At 63.6% G+C, this 20,077-nt stretch carries 33 protein-coding genes, 1 other RNA gene and 1 pseudogene; 26 read left to right on the forward strand and 9 right to left on the reverse strand.

Features of this window, described 5'->3' with window-relative positions; all coding sequences use genetic code 11:
* Positions 1-5: 5 nt before the first annotated feature.
* The 9 genes from BDO18943_RS22170 to BDO18943_RS22210 form a co-directional block, all read right to left on the reverse strand.
* Positions 6-503 (reverse strand): DUF1804 family protein, encoded by a 498-nt coding sequence (locus BDO18943_RS22170; protein ID WP_175024052.1) that lies wholly within the window; start codon positions 501-503, stop codon positions 6-8.
* Positions 504-506: 3 nt separating this feature from the next.
* Complete coding sequence (locus BDO18943_RS22175; protein WP_006484156.1) at positions 507-797, reverse strand: hypothetical protein; 291 nt, start codon at positions 795-797, stop codon at positions 507-509.
* Complete coding sequence (locus BDO18943_RS22180) at positions 794-1,015, reverse strand: TraR/DksA C4-type zinc finger protein (RefSeq protein WP_235996157.1); 222 nt, start codon at positions 1,013-1,015, stop codon at positions 794-796. The genes BDO18943_RS22175 and BDO18943_RS22180 overlap by 4 nt, the downstream gene beginning before the upstream one ends.
* A gap of 107 nt (positions 1,016-1,122) precedes the next feature.
* Positions 1,123-1,584 carry a hypothetical protein gene (locus tag BDO18943_RS22185; RefSeq protein ID WP_175024054.1) on the reverse strand — a complete coding sequence of 154 codons (462 nt, stop codon included), beginning with the start codon at positions 1,582-1,584 and terminating at the stop codon, positions 1,123-1,125.
* Positions 1,581-2,252 (reverse strand): transglycosylase SLT domain-containing protein, encoded by a 672-nt coding sequence (locus BDO18943_RS22190; RefSeq protein ID WP_175024055.1) that lies wholly within the window; start codon positions 2,250-2,252, stop codon positions 1,581-1,583. Before BDO18943_RS22190 ends, BDO18943_RS22185 begins: the two co-directional genes overlap by 4 nt.
* On the reverse strand, positions 2,249-2,623 hold the full coding sequence (locus BDO18943_RS22195) for a putative holin (RefSeq protein WP_175024056.1): 375 nt from the start codon (positions 2,621-2,623) through the stop codon (positions 2,249-2,251). The genes BDO18943_RS22190 and BDO18943_RS22195 overlap by 4 nt, the downstream gene beginning before the upstream one ends.
* 140 nt (positions 2,624-2,763) lie before the next feature.
* Entirely contained in the window at positions 2,764-3,369 is a 606-nt protein-coding gene (locus BDO18943_RS22200; protein ID WP_175024057.1) for a hypothetical protein, read from the reverse strand.
* The gene (locus BDO18943_RS22205) at positions 3,362-3,895 is read right to left on the reverse strand and encodes a hypothetical protein (RefSeq protein WP_175024058.1); all 534 of its coding nucleotides are present in this window, start codon (positions 3,893-3,895) and stop codon (positions 3,362-3,364) included. The genes BDO18943_RS22200 and BDO18943_RS22205 overlap by 8 nt, the downstream gene beginning before the upstream one ends.
* A gap of 54 nt (positions 3,896-3,949) precedes the next feature.
* Entirely contained in the window at positions 3,950-4,420 is a 471-nt protein-coding gene (locus BDO18943_RS22210) for a helix-turn-helix domain-containing protein (protein WP_175024059.1), read from the reverse strand.
* 81 nt (positions 4,421-4,501) lie between these two features.
* Here BDO18943_RS22210 and BDO18943_RS22215 point away from each other — a divergent pair, with 81 nt between their 5' ends.
* From BDO18943_RS22215 to BDO18943_RS22340, 26 genes and pseudogenes are all read left to right on the forward strand, one after another.
* Complete coding sequence (locus BDO18943_RS22215; protein ID WP_006484183.1) at positions 4,502-4,693, forward strand: DNA-binding protein; 192 nt, start codon at positions 4,502-4,504, stop codon at positions 4,691-4,693.
* A complete protein-coding gene (locus tag BDO18943_RS22220) occupies positions 4,690-5,736 on the forward strand; it encodes a hypothetical protein (RefSeq protein WP_175024060.1) in 1,047 nt (348 codons plus the stop codon). The genes BDO18943_RS22215 and BDO18943_RS22220 overlap by 4 nt, the downstream gene beginning before the upstream one ends.
* Before the next feature lie 69 nt (positions 5,737-5,805).
* A complete protein-coding gene (locus BDO18943_RS22225) occupies positions 5,806-7,401 on the forward strand; it encodes a Mu transposase C-terminal domain-containing protein (RefSeq protein WP_006484178.1) in 1,596 nt (531 codons plus the stop codon).
* Between the two features lie 9 nt (positions 7,402-7,410).
* Positions 7,411-8,403, forward strand: coding sequence for an AAA family ATPase (locus BDO18943_RS22230; RefSeq protein WP_175024061.1), 993 nt, complete (start codon positions 7,411-7,413; stop codon positions 8,401-8,403).
* A 10-nt stretch (positions 8,404-8,413) separates the two neighbouring features.
* A complete protein-coding gene (locus BDO18943_RS22235) occupies positions 8,414-8,599 on the forward strand; it encodes a hypothetical protein (RefSeq protein WP_235996159.1) in 186 nt (61 codons plus the stop codon).
* Positions 8,596-8,901: a hypothetical protein gene (locus BDO18943_RS22240; protein ID WP_175024063.1), complete on the forward strand. Its 306-nt coding sequence runs from the start codon at positions 8,596-8,598 to the stop codon at positions 8,899-8,901. Before BDO18943_RS22235 ends, BDO18943_RS22240 begins: the two co-directional genes overlap by 4 nt.
* Positions 8,888-9,475 carry a hypothetical protein gene (locus BDO18943_RS22245; RefSeq protein ID WP_175024064.1) on the forward strand — a complete coding sequence of 196 codons (588 nt, stop codon included), beginning with the start codon at positions 8,888-8,890 and terminating at the stop codon, positions 9,473-9,475. Before BDO18943_RS22240 ends, BDO18943_RS22245 begins: the two co-directional genes overlap by 14 nt.
* The gene (locus BDO18943_RS22250) at positions 9,472-10,098 is read left to right on the forward strand and encodes a DUF3164 family protein (protein WP_175024065.1); all 627 of its coding nucleotides are present in this window, start codon (positions 9,472-9,474) and stop codon (positions 10,096-10,098) included. The genes BDO18943_RS22245 and BDO18943_RS22250 overlap by 4 nt, the downstream gene beginning before the upstream one ends.
* 10 nt (positions 10,099-10,108) lie before the next feature.
* Positions 10,109-10,501, forward strand: a complete 393-nt coding sequence (locus BDO18943_RS22255; protein ID WP_175024066.1) for an ASCH domain-containing protein — start codon at positions 10,109-10,111, stop codon at positions 10,499-10,501.
* A gap of 58 nt (positions 10,502-10,559) precedes the next feature.
* A pseudogene (locus BDO18943_RS22260) lies at positions 10,560-10,835 on the forward strand (HU family DNA-binding protein); the annotation flags it as partial.
* Positions 10,835-10,902: hammerhead ribozyme type II (locus BDO18943_RS22265), an RNA gene on the forward strand. The pseudogene BDO18943_RS22260 and the gene BDO18943_RS22265, both read left to right, overlap by 1 nt.
* An 8-nt stretch (positions 10,903-10,910) precedes the next feature.
* Positions 10,911-11,747 carry a hypothetical protein gene (locus BDO18943_RS22270; protein ID WP_175024067.1) on the forward strand — a complete coding sequence of 279 codons (837 nt, stop codon included), beginning with the start codon at positions 10,911-10,913 and terminating at the stop codon, positions 11,745-11,747.
* Entirely contained in the window at positions 11,744-11,911 is a 168-nt protein-coding gene (locus BDO18943_RS22275; protein ID WP_175024068.1) for a hypothetical protein, read from the forward strand. The genes BDO18943_RS22270 and BDO18943_RS22275 overlap by 4 nt, the downstream gene beginning before the upstream one ends.
* Positions 11,908-12,231: a hypothetical protein gene (locus tag BDO18943_RS22280; protein ID WP_174959200.1), complete on the forward strand. Its 324-nt coding sequence runs from the start codon at positions 11,908-11,910 to the stop codon at positions 12,229-12,231. The genes BDO18943_RS22275 and BDO18943_RS22280 overlap by 4 nt, the downstream gene beginning before the upstream one ends.
* A 1-nt stretch (position 12,232) precedes the next feature.
* Positions 12,233-12,673 (forward strand): regulatory protein GemA, encoded by a 441-nt coding sequence (locus BDO18943_RS22285; RefSeq protein ID WP_174959202.1) that lies wholly within the window; start codon positions 12,233-12,235, stop codon positions 12,671-12,673.
* Positions 12,670-13,068 carry a hypothetical protein gene (locus BDO18943_RS22290; protein ID WP_175024069.1) on the forward strand — a complete coding sequence of 133 codons (399 nt, stop codon included), beginning with the start codon at positions 12,670-12,672 and terminating at the stop codon, positions 13,066-13,068. Before BDO18943_RS22285 ends, BDO18943_RS22290 begins: the two co-directional genes overlap by 4 nt.
* A 213-nt stretch (positions 13,069-13,281) precedes the next feature.
* On the forward strand, positions 13,282-14,436 hold the full coding sequence (locus BDO18943_RS22295) for a hypothetical protein (protein ID WP_175024070.1): 1,155 nt from the start codon (positions 13,282-13,284) through the stop codon (positions 14,434-14,436).
* 34 nt (positions 14,437-14,470) lie between these two features.
* The gene (locus BDO18943_RS22300; RefSeq protein ID WP_175024071.1) at positions 14,471-14,827 is read left to right on the forward strand and encodes a DUF2190 family protein; all 357 of its coding nucleotides are present in this window, start codon (positions 14,471-14,473) and stop codon (positions 14,825-14,827) included.
* A gap of 51 nt (positions 14,828-14,878) precedes the next feature.
* Positions 14,879-15,826, forward strand: a complete 948-nt coding sequence (locus BDO18943_RS22305; protein ID WP_175024072.1) for a phage capsid protein — start codon at positions 14,879-14,881, stop codon at positions 15,824-15,826.
* A 74-nt stretch (positions 15,827-15,900) separates the two neighbouring features.
* Positions 15,901-16,290 (forward strand): hypothetical protein, encoded by a 390-nt coding sequence (locus tag BDO18943_RS22310; RefSeq protein WP_175024073.1) that lies wholly within the window; start codon positions 15,901-15,903, stop codon positions 16,288-16,290.
* Positions 16,287-16,790, forward strand: a complete 504-nt coding sequence (locus BDO18943_RS22315; protein WP_175024074.1) for a phage protein Gp36 family protein — start codon at positions 16,287-16,289, stop codon at positions 16,788-16,790. Before BDO18943_RS22310 ends, BDO18943_RS22315 begins: the two co-directional genes overlap by 4 nt.
* Entirely contained in the window at positions 16,787-17,218 is a 432-nt protein-coding gene (locus BDO18943_RS22320; RefSeq protein ID WP_175024075.1) for a phage virion morphogenesis protein, read from the forward strand. Before BDO18943_RS22315 ends, BDO18943_RS22320 begins: the two co-directional genes overlap by 4 nt.
* Positions 17,218-17,820 carry a phage protein Gp37 gene (locus tag BDO18943_RS22325; protein ID WP_175024076.1) on the forward strand — a complete coding sequence of 201 codons (603 nt, stop codon included), beginning with the start codon at positions 17,218-17,220 and terminating at the stop codon, positions 17,818-17,820. Before BDO18943_RS22320 ends, BDO18943_RS22325 begins: the two co-directional genes overlap by 1 nt.
* Positions 17,804-18,082, forward strand: coding sequence for a hypothetical protein (locus tag BDO18943_RS22330; RefSeq protein ID WP_175024077.1), 279 nt, complete (start codon positions 17,804-17,806; stop codon positions 18,080-18,082). The genes BDO18943_RS22325 and BDO18943_RS22330 overlap by 17 nt, the downstream gene beginning before the upstream one ends.
* A gap of 43 nt (positions 18,083-18,125) precedes the next feature.
* Positions 18,126-19,604, forward strand: a complete 1,479-nt coding sequence (locus BDO18943_RS22335) for a phage tail protein (RefSeq protein WP_175024078.1) — start codon at positions 18,126-18,128, stop codon at positions 19,602-19,604.
* 45 nt (positions 19,605-19,649) lie between these two features.
* On the forward strand, positions 19,650-20,021 hold the full coding sequence (locus tag BDO18943_RS22340; RefSeq protein WP_012492578.1) for a hypothetical protein: 372 nt from the start codon (positions 19,650-19,652) through the stop codon (positions 20,019-20,021).
* Positions 20,022-20,077 lie beyond the last annotated feature (56 nt).

Raw genomic sequence — 20,077 nt, forward strand, 5'->3', positions numbered from 1 at the left:
GTGGATCAGGAATATTTCTTCGCGACTTCCTGGCCGAACTCTTCCAGGTACGCGATAAAGCGCGCGTGCTCTTTCGGGTACTTCGCCTGGACGAACGACGCGAAGTCGCGCAGCACGTCCATGCAGATCGACAGCGTGGCGAGCTTCGGATTGGAGCGGCCGGCCGCGTTCACCGTCTTGATGAAGCTGTCGGACAGGCGCGCGAGGATGTCGGCCTTCTGCACCGGCTGCAGCTTCTGGTTGTTCTTCAGCTCTTCTAGCGTCGCCAGAAACTGCACCGACATTTCCTCAACGACCTGGCTGGTCATGTTGTCGATGTTGGTGCGGGACATACGTTGAGCCGCCCGCGCGATGTCCCAATCGTCGCCGGCTTCCTTCGAAGCGCGCTTCCAGTTGCGTGCGGTCTGGTACGACACCTTGCACACGTCGGCGGCCGTCGTCAGCGGCATGCCCTGCAGGTATTTCGCACGCAACTGGTTGCGGACCTTTTGGTCGTGGGCCATGCGTCAACCCTTGGTTGCGAAGTAGCGCACGACTTCAACCAGCGCCGTCATGGCGCCACCGGCGACGCCCCCCAAGCCGGCCGTCTTCGCCATCAGCTTGCCGTGGTCGCCTTCCAGCGTCTTCACGCGGTCCTCCAGACCGTCGATGCGATCGGACACGGTCTGTTTCAGATCGTCGATACGCTGATTGGTCGCCTGCTGGCCGTGCTGCACCATTTCACGGATACCGCGCAGCTCCCCCTGGATGTTGCCCAGCGCCAGCAGCAGCTTGTCGTTCAAATCGTTACCAGTCATCGCGGATACCCCGTTCTCCGTTGCTCAAACCGTCCCTGACATTCGGTGCAGCGTGTCGCGTACGGCACGCATGCGCGTCGAGCGGCGGGGATCGGTTCACCGCATTCGACACATTCTTCGGCACCCGCGCCGTGGCATTGGGCGCGGGCAAGTTCGATCGCTGCATCACGCTGCATCTGTTCGATTTGCTGCGCCAGCTCGAACTCACGTTCATTCATCATCGTTATCCATCAACAGAAAAGGCGCGCATCCACTGGGCATCGAGTCGATCGCCGCGAGCACGCCACAAAACCGCGCTGCTAGGCCGTAGTACAGCCGCGCAACGTCACGGTGGTTCGCTTCCAAGTCCGGCATGCGACCGCTCGCCGGTTGGGGAAGCATGTCCGGCGCTCGCGTCAGATTGGACGGCGGCGGCACTCGCAAAGGGTCCGGCGTTGGCGGCACGCCAGCGCTGCAGGCGGACATCAGGCAGCACGCAATCGTCAACAGGTGCAGGCGGGTCATGACGGGCATCCTCATCGAGCTGGTGGAAGTAGCGGTCGACGTGCTGAACGCTCGCGTCTGCGCGCTGTCCGGCCTGTTGTCCACGTTTGATATCGCGGTCGATCCGCTTGATGTCGCCCTGGTATGCGCGCTGCGCCGCTGTCGCGTTGTCGCGCGTCGCGGCGCTCTTACCGTTGGCGCGGCCAATGAAGTACGCGGCGCCGTGTGTCGCAACCAGCACGACCACGACTGCGGCGCCGACCGCGCGCAGATAGCGCGCGTCAAGTTCCGGAAGATCGATCATGGTGTGCAGCTCCCGAGCCCCCAGCCAGCGCGAACGTACAGCGGTTCGTGTTGCTTCAAGATGCGGCGCGGATAGTCGGCGTTTTCGCGCTGGTTGCCGGGCGTGATGCCCGGATTGATGTCGCACGTCTTGCCCAGGCAGTACTGCGGTGACGTGGACAGCTTCTGGCGCTTATAGACCCATCCCAAGCCGCCGTTGTAGCCGCTCAACGCGAACGCCATGCGCTCGCACGGGTTCGCGGCCTTCACGCGGTCGTACAGGTGCTTGTCGTACGTGACCAATGCACGCATTGCCCAGGTCGGGTTGTACGGATCGTTGTCGCGCAGGCCGGCATATGCACCGCTGATCCAGCCTGCAGTGGACGGCATGAATTGCGCGAGACCTTCGGCTCCCACCGGGCTCTTTGCGTTGGCCCGCCAGCGGCTTTCCTGATGGATCTGTCCGGCGAACGTCGCGACCGGCGCATCGAGCCCCCAGACGAGCTGCGCCTGGCGCCGCAGATCGAGCCGATAACGGGCAGCATCGGCGGGCACCTGCGCGTGGGCCGACGCGGAAAGCACCAGCGCGACGATCACCAGGATTGCGATCGCGGCCACCGAGAGGGCCAGTGCGCGTAGCGTTCGGATGATGTCGTCGCGCAGCGCGCGCAGGATCGCATCGAAAATCATGCTGCGAGACCCACGCAGATCAAGCTGGCGGCGACGATGATCGCGCGCCGCAAACTAGCTGCCTTGAACAGTTCCGCATGAACGCGCGGATCGAGTGCGATTTCGCATTCGAATTCACTGAGTTCAGCGCCGGCCATGTCGACCTCGATTTGATCCGTCGGCACGACGAATTCGTGCGGTCGCGCGTACGGGAAAATCAGTCGATCGAGCCAGTAGCCGCCCCAGCCGCCAAGCGACATGAGATGCGCTTTGTAGAACGTGATCGACAGCAGCGGATCGGACTGCCGGGTGGTATAGGCGAGGATCGCCAGCACGATGCTGGCGACAAGCCAAACGGTGAGACGCGGCGTTTTAAGGCGGGAAACCTTCACGAGAAGCACTCCAATAACTGGGTGCACTCGCGGAGGCGGCACCCGTAACCTGAGACTTCAGGTTACGGATTAGGGATCAAGCAGGCTTTATGAAATGTTTCACCAATGAGCGCCGCGAACTGGAGTTGGCAGCTTCGACTTCACGACTTCCCGAGACTTTCATCATCGCAGCGCCAAAGCATTTTGCCCTGATCCGCAGACTTTAGTAGCTCTGGCTCACAACTCTGACGCGGCGCGGAAGCATTCTTCGACGTCTGGATGAATACTTGCGGCTTAGGGGGATTCTGCAGTTGTCGATCGCAATCACCGATGTTGTTCTGGTAAGCCTTGACGCTCTTTTCTGCCCATTGCTTCCGGTCAGGTTCCGAGATCGTGCGAATCGTTTCCTCAATGGCCTTGCCAGCTGACTGACCGAGCATGGCACACCATCCAAGCGGTTCGGACATCGGTTTCCCGAACGCATCCGATACCTGTCCGGCTAGTTTGATATTTTCCATTCCAGATTTCATCGCTTCGACATCTAGCGGAGTAAACGCATTCGGGGCGGAAAGGAATCTCAACATCAATCCGGTGGTGTGATTCATCGAGATCACGAGGACATCACGAAATTTCTGTGCGTTGTCCCGTTGCGCTCGATACTGACGAATCTCATCAGCGTTGTTTCCGACGACCGTTTGTGAATCACTACAGGCACTAAGCACCAACAGCAAGAGGCAGATCGACAGCGTTCGGGGAAGTTTAGGCATTACGCGCCTCCCAATACGATTGCCATTTTGTCATCGCAAATGCGAGCGTAGCGCGCAACTCCCAAACAGTCATATTTCGGAGCACCTCACGGCTGAAGTTGGTACGGCTGAATTCCAGTGTTGCTGCTTTGACGTGAGGCACGATAGCCCAAATTCGCATCACCTGAGCAATCATAGCGTCGATCGATAACTCACGGCCGAATGCGCAGTTACGCCACCCATTTAGATATACGGTTGCGCGCGGGAACATGTCCGCGACCATTTCGTCGACGCTCTTCACGCCCAAATGTGTGTTGAGGGATGCCCGTACCAGCTTCGTCGTCACAAGCCCGGCTTCGGCTGCGACAACTTCTTCCGCCCACGCGGATAGCTGCGCACGCTCTTCGCGCGATAGCCGTTCAACAACCTCTGCTGGTGGCGCGTCTGACTGCAGCACCTGCGTAATCGACAAATCACCGGCAACCTGAATGATGCCGAACCCCGATGCGCTCATTGTGCCGAGCGCTTTTCCCGATTTTGTTGCCATGCTTTACATGTTCCCTCGATGCCGTCGGCTATTGGCTTGAGCATCAATTGGACTTCATTTTTTGCCCGTGCGAATACGCACTCGACCGCCGACCTGCGTGATCCCACTTCCACTCGCGACCATGTTTCCGTCGCCTTGAACACGGTGACCCCCGCCCGATGGAGTCGGATCGTCTACCGACCCTGCCTGGGTCTCCGGGAGAAATGCCACGACCATAGCTGCCAACTGGGCGGGCGTAACCGCCATGTTGGCAGCCGAAACCATCGTGAAAGCCTTCTCCACCGCCGACTTTACCGTATCGACGGCAACTCCGGAATGTGCAGCACGTTGTCCAGTGACCACGTATTGGATATCAACGCCGTGCTGCGCAATGGCCGCCAAATATAGGGCATCAGGTGAACGTTTGTTTGTTTCGTAGTTGCCTTGTGTTGTCTTCGTTACGCCCGCAACGTCCGCAAATGTGCTCTGGCTAAGGTTGAGACGGGTTCTTTCCTCGCGCAGACGCGCACCTACGTTGTTTTCCATGGTCGACCTCTTGCGTGGCCAACGTTTGTTTGCTATTGTGCTTCAAACGTTGTCCATATGGTTGTCAATTGCGGAGCAAATATGACAGGTGAAGCCGTCAAGCGCAAGCTGCGTGAACAGGGAAAGACCATCAAAGAATGGGCGCAAGAGCACGGTTACGACTACGTGCTGGTCTCGCGCGTCATCCGTGGCGTCCAGAAAGCCAACTACGGTAAGGGGCACGATGTTGCGGTTGCCTTGGGCATGAAGAAGCCCGGGGAGGTGGATGCATGAGCACGTCCGCCAAGAAGTCCCGGCAGCCCGCCGAAGTCGTCGCCGTCCAGAAATCGGCCGATACACTCGTCGCCAGCCACAAATCCCCGAACGTTCGGGGATTTGGATTCGGCGCTGCTGAACAGGCATTAGCCGACGTGCTCGGCGTGTCAGTCTCCGGCGGCGCGGAAGCCCGCATTAGCAGCGCAATTTCGAAGACAAATTCCGCCCTGCGGCTGGTCATTGAGGCCGGCCTGGTGCTTCTCAGCGTGCGTTCCGAATGTGAGCACGGCGAGTTCGAAGCATTGCTCGAAGATCACGGCATGCCCAGCCAACGCGCCAGCGAGGCGATGACGTATGCGCGATTTGCCGCTTCGCTGTCACCGGAAGATCGTGATCGTGTCATCGAACTGCCGAAAACCAAGGTGCTGGAACTGGCGAAGGCCGACCCCGAAGTCCTCCAAGACCTGTTCGAAGACAACGCGAAGTTCGGCGAGCTGACCGCGCTGTCCGTGCGCGATCTGCGCGTCGCGCTGCGTGACGCGAACGCCAAGCGCACCGACCTTTCGACTCGTAACGAGAAGCTGGAGCGCGAGCGCGACCGCCTGCAGGAAGAGCTGCGCGTGCTGCGCGAGGGCCGCGTCAAGACCGGCGGCGACGTTCCGGTCGTCGTCCAGGACATTCGCCTGGAGTGCGCAGCCCTGCACAAGAAGGCGCTGATGGCGGTCGAGGACATCGGCCGGCTCGGCCGTGAGTTTCTGACGAACGGTCTGCCCGACGATTCCGAGTGGAACACGCCCGTCATCCGGCACCTGTACGGCTCGCTCACGGCGCTGCACGCGGTCATCGGCGGGCAGATCGCCGACATGCACCGCAGCTTCGGTGCGTTGTTGAACGGCGAACAGTCCGTCCTCGATACGTTCTCGCCGGATGAGGCCACGCGCTGCGCGCTCGAATACCGCGCGCTGATCCAGGAGCACGACCACGAAGCCAAGGCGCGCGAGTGGGAACGCGAAATGGAGCGCCCACGACGCGGCCGTCCGCGCACCGCCCCGACGAAGTAATCCATCCATTCGACCGACTACCGCCCGACCAGGTGCGATATGCGATCTGTACTCTTGAAATCCGACATCATGACCAGCCAAGTTCCGGCTGCGCTCAACAGCGATCCGTGGCTGATCGCCACCGAAGCGCAGCGGCAGACGGCTGAGCTGCGCTTCCAGCTGATCGGCCCCGGCGTGCAGCTGATCCAGGCCGGCGCCAGCGTCAACAACGTTGCGGCGCTGTTGGCCGAGCGCTTGCGCGACACCGATTCGGCCGTGCAAAAGCAACTGCTGGCCCGCCTCGGCGAGGTGCCGTCCGTGTCCACGCTCAAGCGCTGGCTGTCCGGCTACAGGCGCGAGGGAAAGGTCGGCCTGCTGTCGGCCCATACCGGCCGCGTGCGCAAGGATTACGGCTGGGAGCTGCGCGCAACCGCGCTGTACAACCTGCCCAGCAAGCCGACCTACGCGGCGGTCGCGCTGAAGCTGCGCAAAGAAGGATTCGACACCGCGACCGACTCGCGCGTGACGCGTTACTTGAAGTCGCTGCCGGCGACGCTCGGCGAGAACAGCCCGGCCCGCGTCGGCAAACACCTGCACAAGCTGCGGCACCAGAAGTACCAGCCGCGCACGCTCGAACAGATCAAGGTGGGCGACATCTACGCGGGCGACGGCCACACCAGCGATTGCTATGTGGCGCATCCGAACACGGGCGGTCTGTTCCGGCCCGAGCTGACGGCGTTCATCGACATCCGTTCGCGGTACGTGCCGGGCTGGTATCTGTCCGAGTCCGAATCGGCGCTGTCGACGGTGTTTGCGCTGTCGCACGCCATGCAGACCTATGACCACCTGCCGCTGTTTCTCTACCTGGACCGTGGCGCAGGCTATCGCGCCAAGATGCTGAACGACCAGGCGACGGGCTTCTATGCACGTTTCGAAATGGACGTGATCGGCGCGCTGCCGGGCAACCCGCACGGCAAGGGCTGGATCGAACGCTGGTTCCGCACGGTGCGTGACCATCACGACAAGTTCTTCGCGGGCGGTCAGTTCTACTGCGGCAACGACATGGCCGCAGAGGTGAATCGCCGCCTGTCCGTCGAGGTGCGTTCCGGCAAGCGTCGTTTGCCGTCACTGGCCGAGTATATGGCCAGCCTGGCGAACTTCATCCACGAATACAACCACACGCCGATGGACGTGCTGGACGGCCGCACGCCTGCCCAGGTGTGGGCGTCGCTCGAACGCAATCCGGTCGTGCTGTCTGCCGAAGCGATAGTCCGACCGCGTGAAAAACGCACGGTACGCCGTCAGATGGTCGAGCTGCACAAGCGCCAGTACTACGCGGCCGAGCTGGCGCTGTACGACGGTAAGTCGCTGACCATCGAATACGACCTGCACGACGACCGCACGGTGTGGCTGTACGACGCGAAAGACCGCTTCGTGTGCCAGGCCGCGATCGTTCGCACGATCGGCGTCGTGCCGCAGTCGCGCCTGGAAGAGCAGCGCGAAAAGCGTCTGCAAGGCCAGGTCAAGCGCCTGGAGCGCAAGGCCGACGAAGCGCGTGCTCGTGCCCAGGACAGCATCACCGTGGACGAACAGCTTGCCCACCTGCCGGACCTCAACGTCCAACCCGTCATCGATCTGGATCGCCCTGGCAAGGGCATCGTGATCGACCTGCTCGACAACGAATAAGGAGTGACCATGACTTCGAAGAACCAAAACGACAACGCCGTGGCCGTTCCGGTCGAGTGGCCCGAGCACTACAGCGAAGCGAACCGGGCCGAAGCCGCTGCGATCGTGGCGCAGCTCGCCGAGATCGGTAAGACGCGCTCCTGGCTCTCGCGCCTGTCGCGCGTCAACGTCGGCACCATGTCCACGGTGCTGAACGGCAAGTACACGACCGAGCCGACGAAGTGGTTGCGCATGATGTCCGACGCGCTGTCGACGTATACCGGTCGCGCGACGATCACCTCGATGCCGCACGTCCAGACGAGTGTGTCGCAGCTCGCGAACGTCGTATGCGACCGCGCCCGGAAGTACCGCAATTTCGGTGTGTTGACGGGCTTCGTCGGCGTCGGCAAGACGGATGCGGTGCGACAGTACAAGGAGCAGAACAGCCACACCATCATCATCGAGGCCAACCCGAACATGTCGCCGGCCGTGATGCTGGATGAGTTGCTGGCGGCATCATCGGCCCCGATGGCACGCACGCTCGACGGCAAGTTCGCGTCGATCACCGAAGCGCTGACCGGTACGACGTACCTCATCATCGTCGACGAAGCCGAAACGATGATGCCGAGCTGCCTGCACTACCTGCGCCGCATCCGCGACAAGGCCGGCATCGGCATCGTCCTGGTCGGCACCGACCGCCTGCTGCAGCTCATCAAGCCGAGCTACGGCCAGTTCGATCAAATTCGCTCGCGCGTCGGGTTCTGGCCGCAGGTGGTTCGCGGTGTCTCGCGTGAGGACGCCGACGCGCTTGCGCAGGCGGCGCTGGACGACCAGGGCGAGCTGTCTGGCGAAGTGCTGGACGCGCTCTGGCACTACTGCCGGGGCTCGGCCCGCATGCTCATCGAGAACTTCATTCCGGCCCTGCGCGACTACGGCCTGAAGAAGAACCACGATCTGTCCGCCGACCTGGTGCACGCCGTCGCACGCGACGCGCTGCTGCTCGGCGACCAGCGCAACGCGTGAGGCGATCATGATGAATCAGACCGATTCCCACATCACCATCCGTCACACAGCCGGCCGCACGACCGTGCGGGCGACGGGCCACTATGCGCGGCCGTTCCTCGACGCACTCGCGAACGGTGCGCCTTCCGGCGAAGCCGCTGCGTTCTCTGCCTGGCTGACGTTCCAGCCGCGTACGGCCAGCGAGGTGACGGCATGAAGCGCCTGTCCAACCTGACTGCCGGGCCGGTGCTGGCCGAGCTTCTGTCGGGCCTGCGTCGCGTGCGCGCCGAGTTGCGCCGCCTGGTCGTGCGCGTTCGCACGCAGTGCCAGCTGCGCCGCATCGATCGCGACGAGCGGCGTGCGGCGCGTGACCTCGACTGGATGCGGCGCGAGCTGGACCGCACGCAGACGAACTTCACGTTGCTCCAGGGCGCGTATGCGAATCAGCGGCGCGCGCTCTACCGTCGCCTGCAGGACACCGCCGTCGAGCGTACGGGAGGCAGCAATGCCGCTTCCTGAAGTCGTTTGCCCGAACTGCCGCGCCCGCATGAGCCTGGACGTGATCCTGGCCGACGACAGCATGCGCGACATCGTGATGGCGCTCGCCGACATCCATCCGGCCGGCGAAACGCTGGTCAAGCCGCTGTTGCGCTATCTCGGCCTGTTCGGACCGCGCAAGTCGCAAATGGCATGGGGCCGCATGGCTGCGCTGATGCGCGAGCTGGTGCCCGAAATGCGTGCGGCACAGGTGAGCTGGAACGGGACCACGTACGCGGCACCGACCGACACCTGGGCGGCGGCACTGGCATACGCCGTCGACCAGGCGCACGCCGGGAAGCTCGATTTGCCCCTGAAGTCGCACGGCTGGCTTCGTTCGGTGATGGCGAGCCGAAGCGCCCGCTCGGCCGGCCGAGCCGAGGATGCCCGAGAAGCGCAGCTGCGCGGCGTGTCCGGCACGGGAACGGTCGAGGAGCGGCGAACGCCAGTGCCGCCCGAGCCCGGCCCGATACACGTCGACGCCACGCTGCCGAAAGCCGAAATGCCCGCACACATCCGCCAACAACTGAAGCTGAAACCAAGGAACCCATCATGACCGAACAGACGATTGAAACCATCCCGGCCGGCTACCGCAAGAACGCGCGGGGCCACCTGGTGCCCGAAGCCACGATCCGCGATATCGACCTGGAGCGTGACGGCCTGGTGCGCGAGCTGATCGTCGCCGTGAAGACCCAGCAGGCTGCGCTGCGCAAGCTGAAGGAACGTGCGTTCGGCGACGCCAACGCGTTCATTTCGCTGTCGGCCGACAAGTACGACGTGAAGATCGGTGGGGCCAAGGGCAACGTGACGCTGCATTCGTTTGATGGTGCGCTGAAGGTCGTCATCCAGCGCGCGGAGAACATGTCGTTCGACGAGCGCCTGCAGGCGGCGAAGACCCTCATCGATGAGTGCATCAACGAATGGGCGCGCGGAAGCGATCCGAAGATTCAGGTGCTGGTGCAGCAGGCGTTCGAGACGGACAAGGAAGGCAAGATCAACGTGGGCGGCGTGCTCGCGCTGCGCCGCCTGGAGATCACGGATGACAAGTGGCAACGCGCCATGCAGGCGATCGGCGAGTCGGTGCAGGTCGTCGGCACGAAGACGTACATGCGCTTCTACGAGCGCGTCGAGGGCAGCGAGCAGTACACGCCCATCAGTCTCGACTTCGCGTCGCTGTGAGGGGCCGGCCATGCACCTGCTCAACTTCCAGTTGCAGTTCGAACCGCTGATTGCCAGCGGCTACAAGCCCCACACCATCCGAGCGAAACGTGCCGACGGCCGAGACCCGGAGCCCGGCGACGTGCTGCGTATGTACGTCGAGCAGCGCTCGCCACGTGCTCGGATCATCGCGCAGGAAGTCTGCGAATACGTGTCGGACATCCAGATTCTGCCGCCGCTCGGCGACCGCGTGCCGCAGGTGTTTGTCGGCGCTCGGTTGCTGGACGAGCCTGACGCGGAAGCGCTGGCCCGCGCCGATGGCTTCGACGGCTGGCGCGACATGGTGGCGTACTTCGCCGACCGGTACGGCCTGCCGTTCACCGGAAACCTGATCGGCTGGAACCGCACACCGTCGTACGTTTGATTGCAGTAACGCCCGCCGCGAGCGCTTCGCGGCTACCTACCTCAACCAGGAGAACCACCTCATGAACAAGTCGCAACTCATCGACGCCGTGGCGAAGAACGCCGAGCTGACCAAGGCCCAAGCCGCTCAATCCGTCGAAGCCGTGCTGAACGCAATCCAGCTCGGCCTGCAGGAAGACGGCGACGTGGCGCTGTCGGGCTTCGGCACCTTCGGAGTATCGGCGCGCGAAGCGCGCACTGGTCGCAATCCGGCGACGGGCGAGTCGATCCAGATCGCCGCCAGCAAGGCCGTGAAGTTCAAGCCCGGCAAGGCACTGAAAGACGCCGTGAACTGATGCGAAACGCCCGCGCAAGCGGGCGTCTATCCGGCGTGGTGGCCGGGTACTGATGATGCAGCCGAGGAACCCAACATGACGAAGAACGAACGGAACGTGACGGGCACGTACTCGCCGCAGCAGGTCGCCGCTGACCTGTTTCGCATTGGCGAGAACCCGAATCTGCCAGCGTGGCAATACCCGGTGCTGCAGCAGGCAATCGGCCTGTTGGCGGCCCCTGTCGAGCAGCCCGCAGTAGCGCCGAACGCGTGGCTGGATTGGGCTGTCGAGCGATGGGAAGCCGAAGTGAAGAACCGGCCGCTCATCAACGTGCACCGTCGCACGCTCGACGATACGTGGCGCCAGGTGATCCGCCATTGCGGCGGCGACGACGTGTCGCTGCTCGGGCCGCGGCATGGCGATCTGCTCGCGGCAAACCCGGTCAAGACGACCGAGCGCGATCCGGTGTTCAGCATCGACGATCTGGATTTCGAGCCGGACGGACAGCACGCCATCGCCGACATGGCGAACATCGGCTATGCGTTGCTCGAACAGATTGCGCGGATGGCGCCCGGCTACCACTGGAACGATTCGCCGGTCGAGATCGTCAGCGACCTCGTCAACGAGCGAGACGAAGCCCGCGCCTCCTCTGCCAACGAGACGAGTGTGGAAGTGTTCACCTATGCGACCAAGCAAGCGACTGCATGCGCGTCGTGCGGCGAGCAGAAGCACACGCCACTTCGTGTTGACCGGATGGGCGGATACGTCTGCTTGACGTGCATTGACCGCGAACTGGAGCGCTCTCTCGATCTGGCCAGCGACCAGCGTGCCGCCGTCGAATTCGCGCTCGGCGTGTGCGCGGGCCACGTTGCCGGCGAGCGGCACGTGTCGGCACTGGAATCGTTGCTGTTCGTCGCGCAGGAGGCACGATGACGCCAGTTCGTTACGTCGTGATCGCGCTGTCTGCCGTTGGCGCTGCGGTCGTCATGGCGATGCTGCTCGACGGCTTGGGTATCGGCCACGTTCGCATCTACTTCGGTGCCGACCCGCTCGTGTGCACCGTACCCACCGAAGCCTCGCGGGGAGTGACACTGTGACTGACGTGAAAATCTTCTATGAGGTTGTCGACGGCGATGAAGTGGAAACCGTGCGCGGCGATAGCATTCGACTGCCGTACACCGACGCTTCGTTCGGCATGCACGCGGACTGCGACACCTGGGGGCGCGTCGTCGGCTGGACCGTCACGCACCTGCTGTCCGGCGCACCGGTCGGGACGGGCCGCACGCGGGACGCGGCATTCGCAGCCGCCGTCGCGTACGTCGAGCAAAACAAGCCGCACCTCGCGTCGATGTTTGCGAACGCCGCTCAGGCCCGTGTGTTACTCGAGCACCTGCAACGTAAAGCGGAGGCCCGCTGACATGGCGCTTTCCACAGATCCGTCGAAGCGCGACAGCCAGATGGTTCGCCTGAAGGCGATGAAGGCCGGCATGAGCGAAGACCAGTACAAGGATTGGCTGCTGGCGCACTTCGGCGTGCGGTCGGCCACCGAGCTGTCGGCCAAGCAACGTCGCGAGGCACATGCACGGCTGCACAAGCTGCTCGACTCGATGAAGCCGCAGGCCGCTGCTGGTGCATGGAACGAACCGCAGCTGCGCAAGCTGTCCGCGTTGTGGGCGCAGCTCGCGGCGTGCGGCGCGGTGCGGGTGAACACGGCCGAAGCGCTGGAATCGTGGGCGACCGGTCGTATTCCGACGCTTGCCGCGCTGCGCTTCGCCCGCGCCGACCAGCTGCAGTATCTGATCGAAGCTGCGAAGAAGTGGTTGCTTCGCGTGCAACCTGATGCCGAAACGACCGCATGAATACGCCGCCCCTCATCAACCGTGCTGCGCTGCCCGAGCTGCTGCGCGAACTCATCGACTGCGTTGGTGAGGCGGCTGCGTTCGCGCTGATCGACTGGCGCGGCGGCGCATATCTGTCGGTGCCCAAGCGCGTCGATCCGCAGCACATGCTGGTCGAGCACATTGGCCAGGTCGCGTTCGTTGCCCTGGTCGAGCGCGTCGGCGGCGAGACTGTCATGCTTCCGAAGAAGGACGCCGTGACGCGCCAGCAGCGGCACCAGATCGTTCGCCAGCTCCGCATGGAACGGCTCACGGTCGACCAGATCGCGATCCGCACCGGGTACACGATGCGCCGCGTGTTCCAGATTCTCGGCGAGCATCCCGCAGAACCGTCCAGCGGCGACCTGTTCGAGTGATCGCCGCCCCCTCCAGCCAGACCCTTTTCAAAAAGCGCTGAAACGTCATCAAAAACCGCTGATGACCTGTTGGACGACTCTACGGTCGTCCGACCCCGCCAACGGCTCCTAGGCCGTTTAAATCCGTCTCCCTCCCACATCGCCACAGAGAACCATTTGCTTGTGAAATGGTTCACCATTTTTTCCTGATCCGCGCCCCGCAGACTGCGAGGCATGGACAAGACCACTTCTCCCCAAGCCAAGGGCCTCGCCAACTGGATCGAGGTGTTTCGCGCCGGCAACCATGTTGCAGCTGACGGGCGACCGATCAGCTTCTCGCGCGCCGATCTCGACCAGATGGTCGCGAATCACGCGCTGGGCGCGGCGCCCGCCGTGCTCGGTCATCCGAAGCACAACGATCCGGCCTATGCCTGGACGGCCGAGCTGAAGCGCGACGGCGACCTGCTGTTCGCGCGCTTCGAAGACATCAACCCGCAGTTCGAAGCCGGCGTCGAATCCGGCGCGTACCGCAACCGCTCTGTCTCTGTGTTCAAGGACCAGCAGCGCGGCTGGCGCGTGCGCCATGTCGGCTGGCTCGGCGCGGTCGCACCTGCGATCGACGGCCTGCGGCCGGTCGAGTTCGCGGACGGCCAGGAGTTTTTCGAGTTCGCCGCGCCCGGTGTCACGCAGCTCGGTTGGGGGCTTGAAACGGCTGCCCGCCTGTTCCGTGGCGTTCGCGAATGGCTGATCGGCGACCGTGGCCAGGACGTGGCCGATGCCGTGGTGCCCAACTGGCAGATCGATTCCATCGAAGAAGCTGCGCGTGCGGCAAACGACGTTGAGCCCGTCGTCGCAGCTTCCGCTTTTTCTCACCCCGGAGGTAACGACGTGACCATCACGCAGCAAGACCTGGACCGCGCGCGCCAGGAAGGCATGAACCAAGGCCGCGAAGCCGCAACCGCTGAATTCAGCCAGCGCATCACCGATGCCGATGCCCGTGCTGCTTCCATCGAAAGCGAACGCCGCGCCGAACGCATCTCGACGCAGATCGCAGGCTGGGTCAAGGAAGGCCGCGTGCTGCCCGCCGAACAGTCCGGTCTGGCCGAGTTCATGGCGCAGATTGAAGCCGGCGGCCAGTCGTTCGAATTCGCCGCCAGCAACGGCACCGTGAAGAAGACGCCCGCGCAGTGGTTCGCCGAGTTCATGTCGGCACGCGCGCCGGTCGTGAAGCTCGGCCAGCGCGACACCGGCGATGCGCAGGCCGACGTCAGCGACCCGCAGGCGATCGCCAATGCCGCGCGCGAGTTCATGACCGGCCAGGCCGCCAAGGGCATCACGGTGTCGTATGCCGACGCCGTGTTGCACGTCAGCAAGACCGACGCCCACTGACCGTTTTCCCAGACCTCCCAGACCGAGGAACGACATGCTGACCAACAAACGCATCCTGATTTCGAACTACGTTGCAGCCACTGCGATGGGCGCGCATCTGCTCGCCGCATATGGCGATGCGGACGATCACGCAACGGCGCCGACCGGCGCGGCCGGCGAGAAGCTGCTGGGCGCCACGACCGATGTTGGCGCTGCCGCAGGCGAGCGCATCGACGTCGTGCTGCTTGGCCCGACGCCGGTGGTGTACGGCGCGGCCGTCACGCGCGGCGACCGTATCAAGGCCGACGCCCAGGGACGCGCCATCCCGGCCGCCGCAGGTGACGCATCGATCGGCGAAGCGCTGCTGAGCGGCGTTGTCGGCGACATCGGCTCGGTCCTCATCGGTCGCTGATCGCGACGATAACCGGCCACCCTCTCGAATCACTCTTTACCGGAGCTATCCATGCCCAGTCCGTTTCCGATCGATCCGCAGTTGACCGCCATTGCAGTGATCGTGCGCAACCAGGCGATGATCGCCGATCAGGTTTTGCCGCGCACGTCGCCGCTCGCGAAGACGCAGTTCGCATACCAGTACTACCCGCCGGCCCAGCAGTTCACGGTTCCGGACACGAAGGTCGGCCGGCGCTCGCAGGTCAACCAGGTCGAGTTCAACGGCGAGCGCCTGCAGGCCGAGACCGAGGACTACGGCCTGGATCATCCGCTGCCGCAGACCGACATCGACAACGCGCCGAACAACACGAGTCTCGAAGCGCTCACGACCGAGATGCTGGCCGGCCTGATCCTGCTGGATCGCGAAATTCGTGTGTCCCGTACGGTCTTCGATCCGGCGACATACAAGGGCAATGCGGAGAACGTCTCGGCAACCGATCGTTTCGACAACCCGAACAGCGATCCGCTGGAATTCCTGCTCGACGTGCTCGACCGACCGATCATGCGCCCGAACGTCGCGGTGCTCGGTCAGTCGGAGTGGCGCGCGCTGCGCACGCATCCGGTGATCGCGAAGGCAGTTCACGGCAACGCTGGCGACAAGGGCGCAGCCACGCGCGAGCAGGTCGCCGAGCTGCTGGAGATCGACCAGATTCTGGTCGGCCGCGCTCGCGTGAACCTGTCGAAGCCGGGCCAGCAAGCCAAGATCGCGCCGGCCTGGAGCGGCGGCATGTCGCTGCTGTACCAGGACACCGCGGCGGCCAAGGTCGCCGGCGTGGTCGACGGCGCGAACGTGACGTTCGGCTTCACGGCCGAGTACGGCACGCGTATCGCGGGCGCCCAGTTCGACGATCGCATCGGCCTGCGCGGCGGTCGCCGCGTGCGTGTCGGCGAGTCGGTCAAGGAAGTCGTCTGCGCGCCGGAGCTGGGTTTCTTCCTGAAAGACGTCGTCACGCCGGCATAACAACCGCGAGAGAGCGCCAGCGACCCCGGCCGACGTGGATGTGCGGCGTCGGCCGGGTGCAGGCAGGAGAAATCATGAGCGAGAAAACCTATGAAGTGCTGGAGCCCGTTCGGATTCATCGCAAGTCGCGTGCTGTGGGTGCGTTCGTTGATGCGCACCCCGATCACGTCGACGACCTGGTGCGCAGCGGCGTGCTGCGCGAAGTCGCTGACGCAGACGGAAATCGAGCGGCCGGCGACGGCTCGCAGCTCGAAGCCGACGCAAATTCCGGCACCGCGATGGACGCTTCCCAGTCGAGCACGTCGACTGGGGGTGAAGGCGCCCCGCAAGGTGGCGAAGGCACGAAAGAGCCGGTGAGCGAAGCCGCGAAAAGCCCCGTCGTTCCCCCCATCACGAAGTCCGCGAAGACCAGCTCGACGCGGCCTGCAGCGAAGCGCGGTGCTGCCGCGAAGGGCCGCAAATGAGCGCGTACGCCACGCTGACCGAGTATGTGCAGGAGTTCGGCCTGGAAGAAACCAGTCAGCTGCTGCGTGATGAGGAAAGTGAGCTGCTCACGCCCGAGTTACTGCGCGAAGGCGTCGCTGGCGAGTACGCGCCTGATCGCACCGACGATGAGCGTGCTACGTGCGACCGGGCGATGGCCCGCCTGACTTCCATGCTGGCGCAGTCCAGCCGGTTCATGGATGGCTATCTGCGCGCCAATGTGCGGCTTCCGCTGGACCAGGCTGACATCGACCAGACGCCGCTGAAAACCTGCTGCCTGTCGCTCACGCGCTGTTCGCTGCAGGACGACCCGGACAACGCGACCGAGCAGCAGGAAAAGCGCTGCAAGTACTGGAACGATTGGCTGCGCGATGTTTCGACCGGCAAGGTGCGGCTGCTGCCGCCGCCCGCCGCGAGCGGCCGCCGCGTGCTGTGGGGCAAGGTGCCGAGCGCCTACAACTGGGATAGGTACGGGAAATGAACGGCGTTTCGGTGCAATGGGCATTCGACGACAGTTCGATCCGTCGTCACCTGGCTGCGATCGCTGGCGCGACGTTCGATCGTGTTCGCCAGGACATCGGCGAATACATGCTCGGTCAGATTCAGGATCGTTTCGACTATCAGCAGCTTTGGGACGGTTCGGCCATGCCGCAGTCGCGCGCGGCGACCGCGCGTGGTGGGAAGACGCTGATCGATACGACCCGGCTCTACAAGAGCTATGTCTATCGCCTGGTCAGCGGTGGGCTCGAAATCGGTAGCAACGTTGTGTATGCCCGCATCCAGCATGAAGGCGGCGATGCGGGTCGCGGCCATTCGGTGCATATCGATGCCCGGCCGGTGCTTGGTGTGAACGAGCGCGACGCCGACGTGATCGGCGACATGCTGCTCGACGCCGTGAGGATGATGTGATGGCGCACGCACTGATGTCCACGACGATCCTTGACGCGATGAAGGATGAAATCCGGGCGCGCATGGGGTCGCAGTTCAAGACGGTCGAGGACTACGGCGGCCAGTTCGACGAAGAGGAGGTGCCGTTGAAGTCGTTTGTGGCGCCGGCTGCTTTCACGACGTGCCTGGGATGGCGTAAGTCGCCGGCCAGCGGCAAATACCTGGGCAGCAAGTACGTGTGGGAAGCGCGCTTCGCGGTCTTCATTGTCACGAAGAGCGCAACGCGGCCGCAGCGCATGCGCGACGCGATGGTCCGCACCGAAGTGCTGTCGCGGGTTTTCCAGTCATGGGTCTACCCACAGTGCACCGGTCGGCCCGAGGGGCTGATGGCCGAAAACCTCTACAACCGGAAGCTTGACGCCAAGGGGCTGACGGTCTGGATGGTTGCGTGGTGGCAGGAAGCCGAGTTCGAGGGCGTTCCGACACCCGCCGATCTGCCGGAGCTGGAAGTGGTCGACATCACGAGCGATCCGACCGTCGCACCGCAGACCACACCGGGCGAACTGCCCGATCTGATCGTCGAGCATGAAATCAAGGGAGTGAGATATGGCAGTGAAACCTAAGACCGGCGCGGGCGCTTCCGATGCAACGGTCGACGTGGCAACCGATTACGACGTCGCCGGACTGGAGCCCAGCTCCGCGAATCTGCCCGCGCCGCGCATGGGGCAGCTGATTACGGTCGTGGCCGGCCCTGGTCGCCACGTCGTCAATCGCGAGTTCGGCGGCGTCTACAGCGAAACCGATGCGACGCCGGCCACCGTCAACCTGCGCATCCTGCGGCTGCTGGACGACGAAGACCTGATCCGCCAGGCCGACGCGCAATAACGGGCCAAACGCACTTTCAACGACCATTTAAGGGACATTCGACATGCTGCCGAACCTGCTTTCCGTCAACTTTCTCGTGCCGTTCGTCGCACACAAATTCGATGCCAGCAAGGCGATTCGCGGCCTGGTCGGTATGCCGCGTAGCGTGCTGCTGATCGGCCAGGCCAATCCGCCCGCCGTTGTCGACATCACGAAGCGCCATCGCATCACCAGCGAGTCCGACGCCATCGCGCTGCTGGGCGAAGGTTCGATGCTGCTCGCGATGTGGCGCATGGCGAAGAGCAACGCCGACCTGGGCATCCCGATCGACGTGGTGATCGTCGCCGACGACGCTACCGCGATCGCAGCAACGGGCAAGGCCACGATCACGATTGCCGGCGAACATTCGGCCGGCGAGCTGCCGCTGTATATCGGCGGCACTCGCGTACGCATCGGCGTCACCGTGAACGACACCGCGCAAACGGCCGCGCTGAAGATGGTCAACGCGATCAACGCGATTCCTGCTCTTCCGGTCACGGCGGCCGTCGGCGCTGCTGCTGGTGAAATCGCACTGACCTGCCGCTGGAAGGGAGCGACGGGCAACAGCATCGACATGCGCGGCACGTACTACGCCGACGACTCGGTGCCGCTCGGCGTCGGCCTGACGATCACGCCGTTCTCCGGTGGCGCGGTGAATCCGGACATCACGCCGGTCATTCCCGCCATCAAGGGGATCGCGCCGACCGAGTATGCGATGCCGTACACCGACAGCACGAACATGGGCATCCTGGAGGAAGAGCTGAATCGCCGCTGGGAGTTCGACAACATGAAGGACGGCCAGGCCGTGACCGTCGTACGCGGCACCGAAGGCGAAGTGTCCGCATGGCTGTCGCCGCGCAACAGTCCGATGTGCCACACGATCTGCGTCACGCGCGACCTGACCAACCCGTGGGAGACCGCAGCGGCCGCTGCTGCCGCCATTGAGAGCCATTGCGCCACCGACCCGGCATTGCCGTTCACGGGCGTGGCGCTGACCGGCTACGTGGCCGCGCGTCTTGAGGATGACTGGGAGGTCGAGCAGCGCAACAACATGCTCGTCGCGGGTGGGTCTGTGCTGGAGTCGATGGAAGACGGCACCGCCAGCATTCTGCGTATGGTGACGAACTACACGAAGAACTCGGGCGGCGCCAACGACAAGAGCTGGCGCAATCTGAACTGGGTCAAGACGCTGTCGTACTTCCGCTGGTTCACCGTGAACGTGTTCCAGACACGCTATCGCGGCTACAAGCTGGCGGAGTACATGGTCGATCCGATCCCCGGCCAGAAGATCATGACCGCCTCGCTGGGCACCGACATCATGCTCAACAACTACGAGCAGTTCATCTCGGCCGGCCTGTTCCAGAACATGGAGTACTACAAGCAGACGATGCAGGTCGAGGTCGACGGCACGAACGGCAAGCTGAAGATCATCGACCAGCCCGTGCTTGTCACGCAGCACTACCAGACGGAAATCACGAGCGAGTTCGTCGCCGGCCACGTCTGATCGGTCAGCGTTTTCCGCATTTTTCGATATTCAACGGAGTGAAACATGGCTTGCGATAGCGAACTTTTCCGGGTGGACAGCTTCACCGTCGACGGCGAGGAATGGCCGTTCACCGACGACAGCGCGACGATCGAGGGCGCGGCTGGCTTCGAGCGTGACATCTCGCCATCCTCAAACGGCCAGGACTACACGACGCGCAAGCGCGTGCAGCGCCTCATCAAGATGAAGCTGCAGTTCACGGGCGCGAAGACGCCAGATGACGTCAGCAAGGTCTGCGAGGCCCAGATCGTGATGACGAACCTGCATACCGGTCGGCGCGTGCGGGCCGGCAAGTGCTCGTTCATGAGCATGGGCGAGATCGGCACCGGGCCGGTCGACGTCCAGTTCGCGGTGCTCACACCGTTCCAGTGGCTGTAACGATCCGCTGACATCTCACCCCGGAGGCAGGATTTTTCCTGCCTTCGGCGCATTCA

The organism is Burkholderia aenigmatica, from assembly GCF_902499175.1.
Classification (GTDB): domain Bacteria; phylum Pseudomonadota; class Gammaproteobacteria; order Burkholderiales; family Burkholderiaceae; genus Burkholderia; species Burkholderia aenigmatica.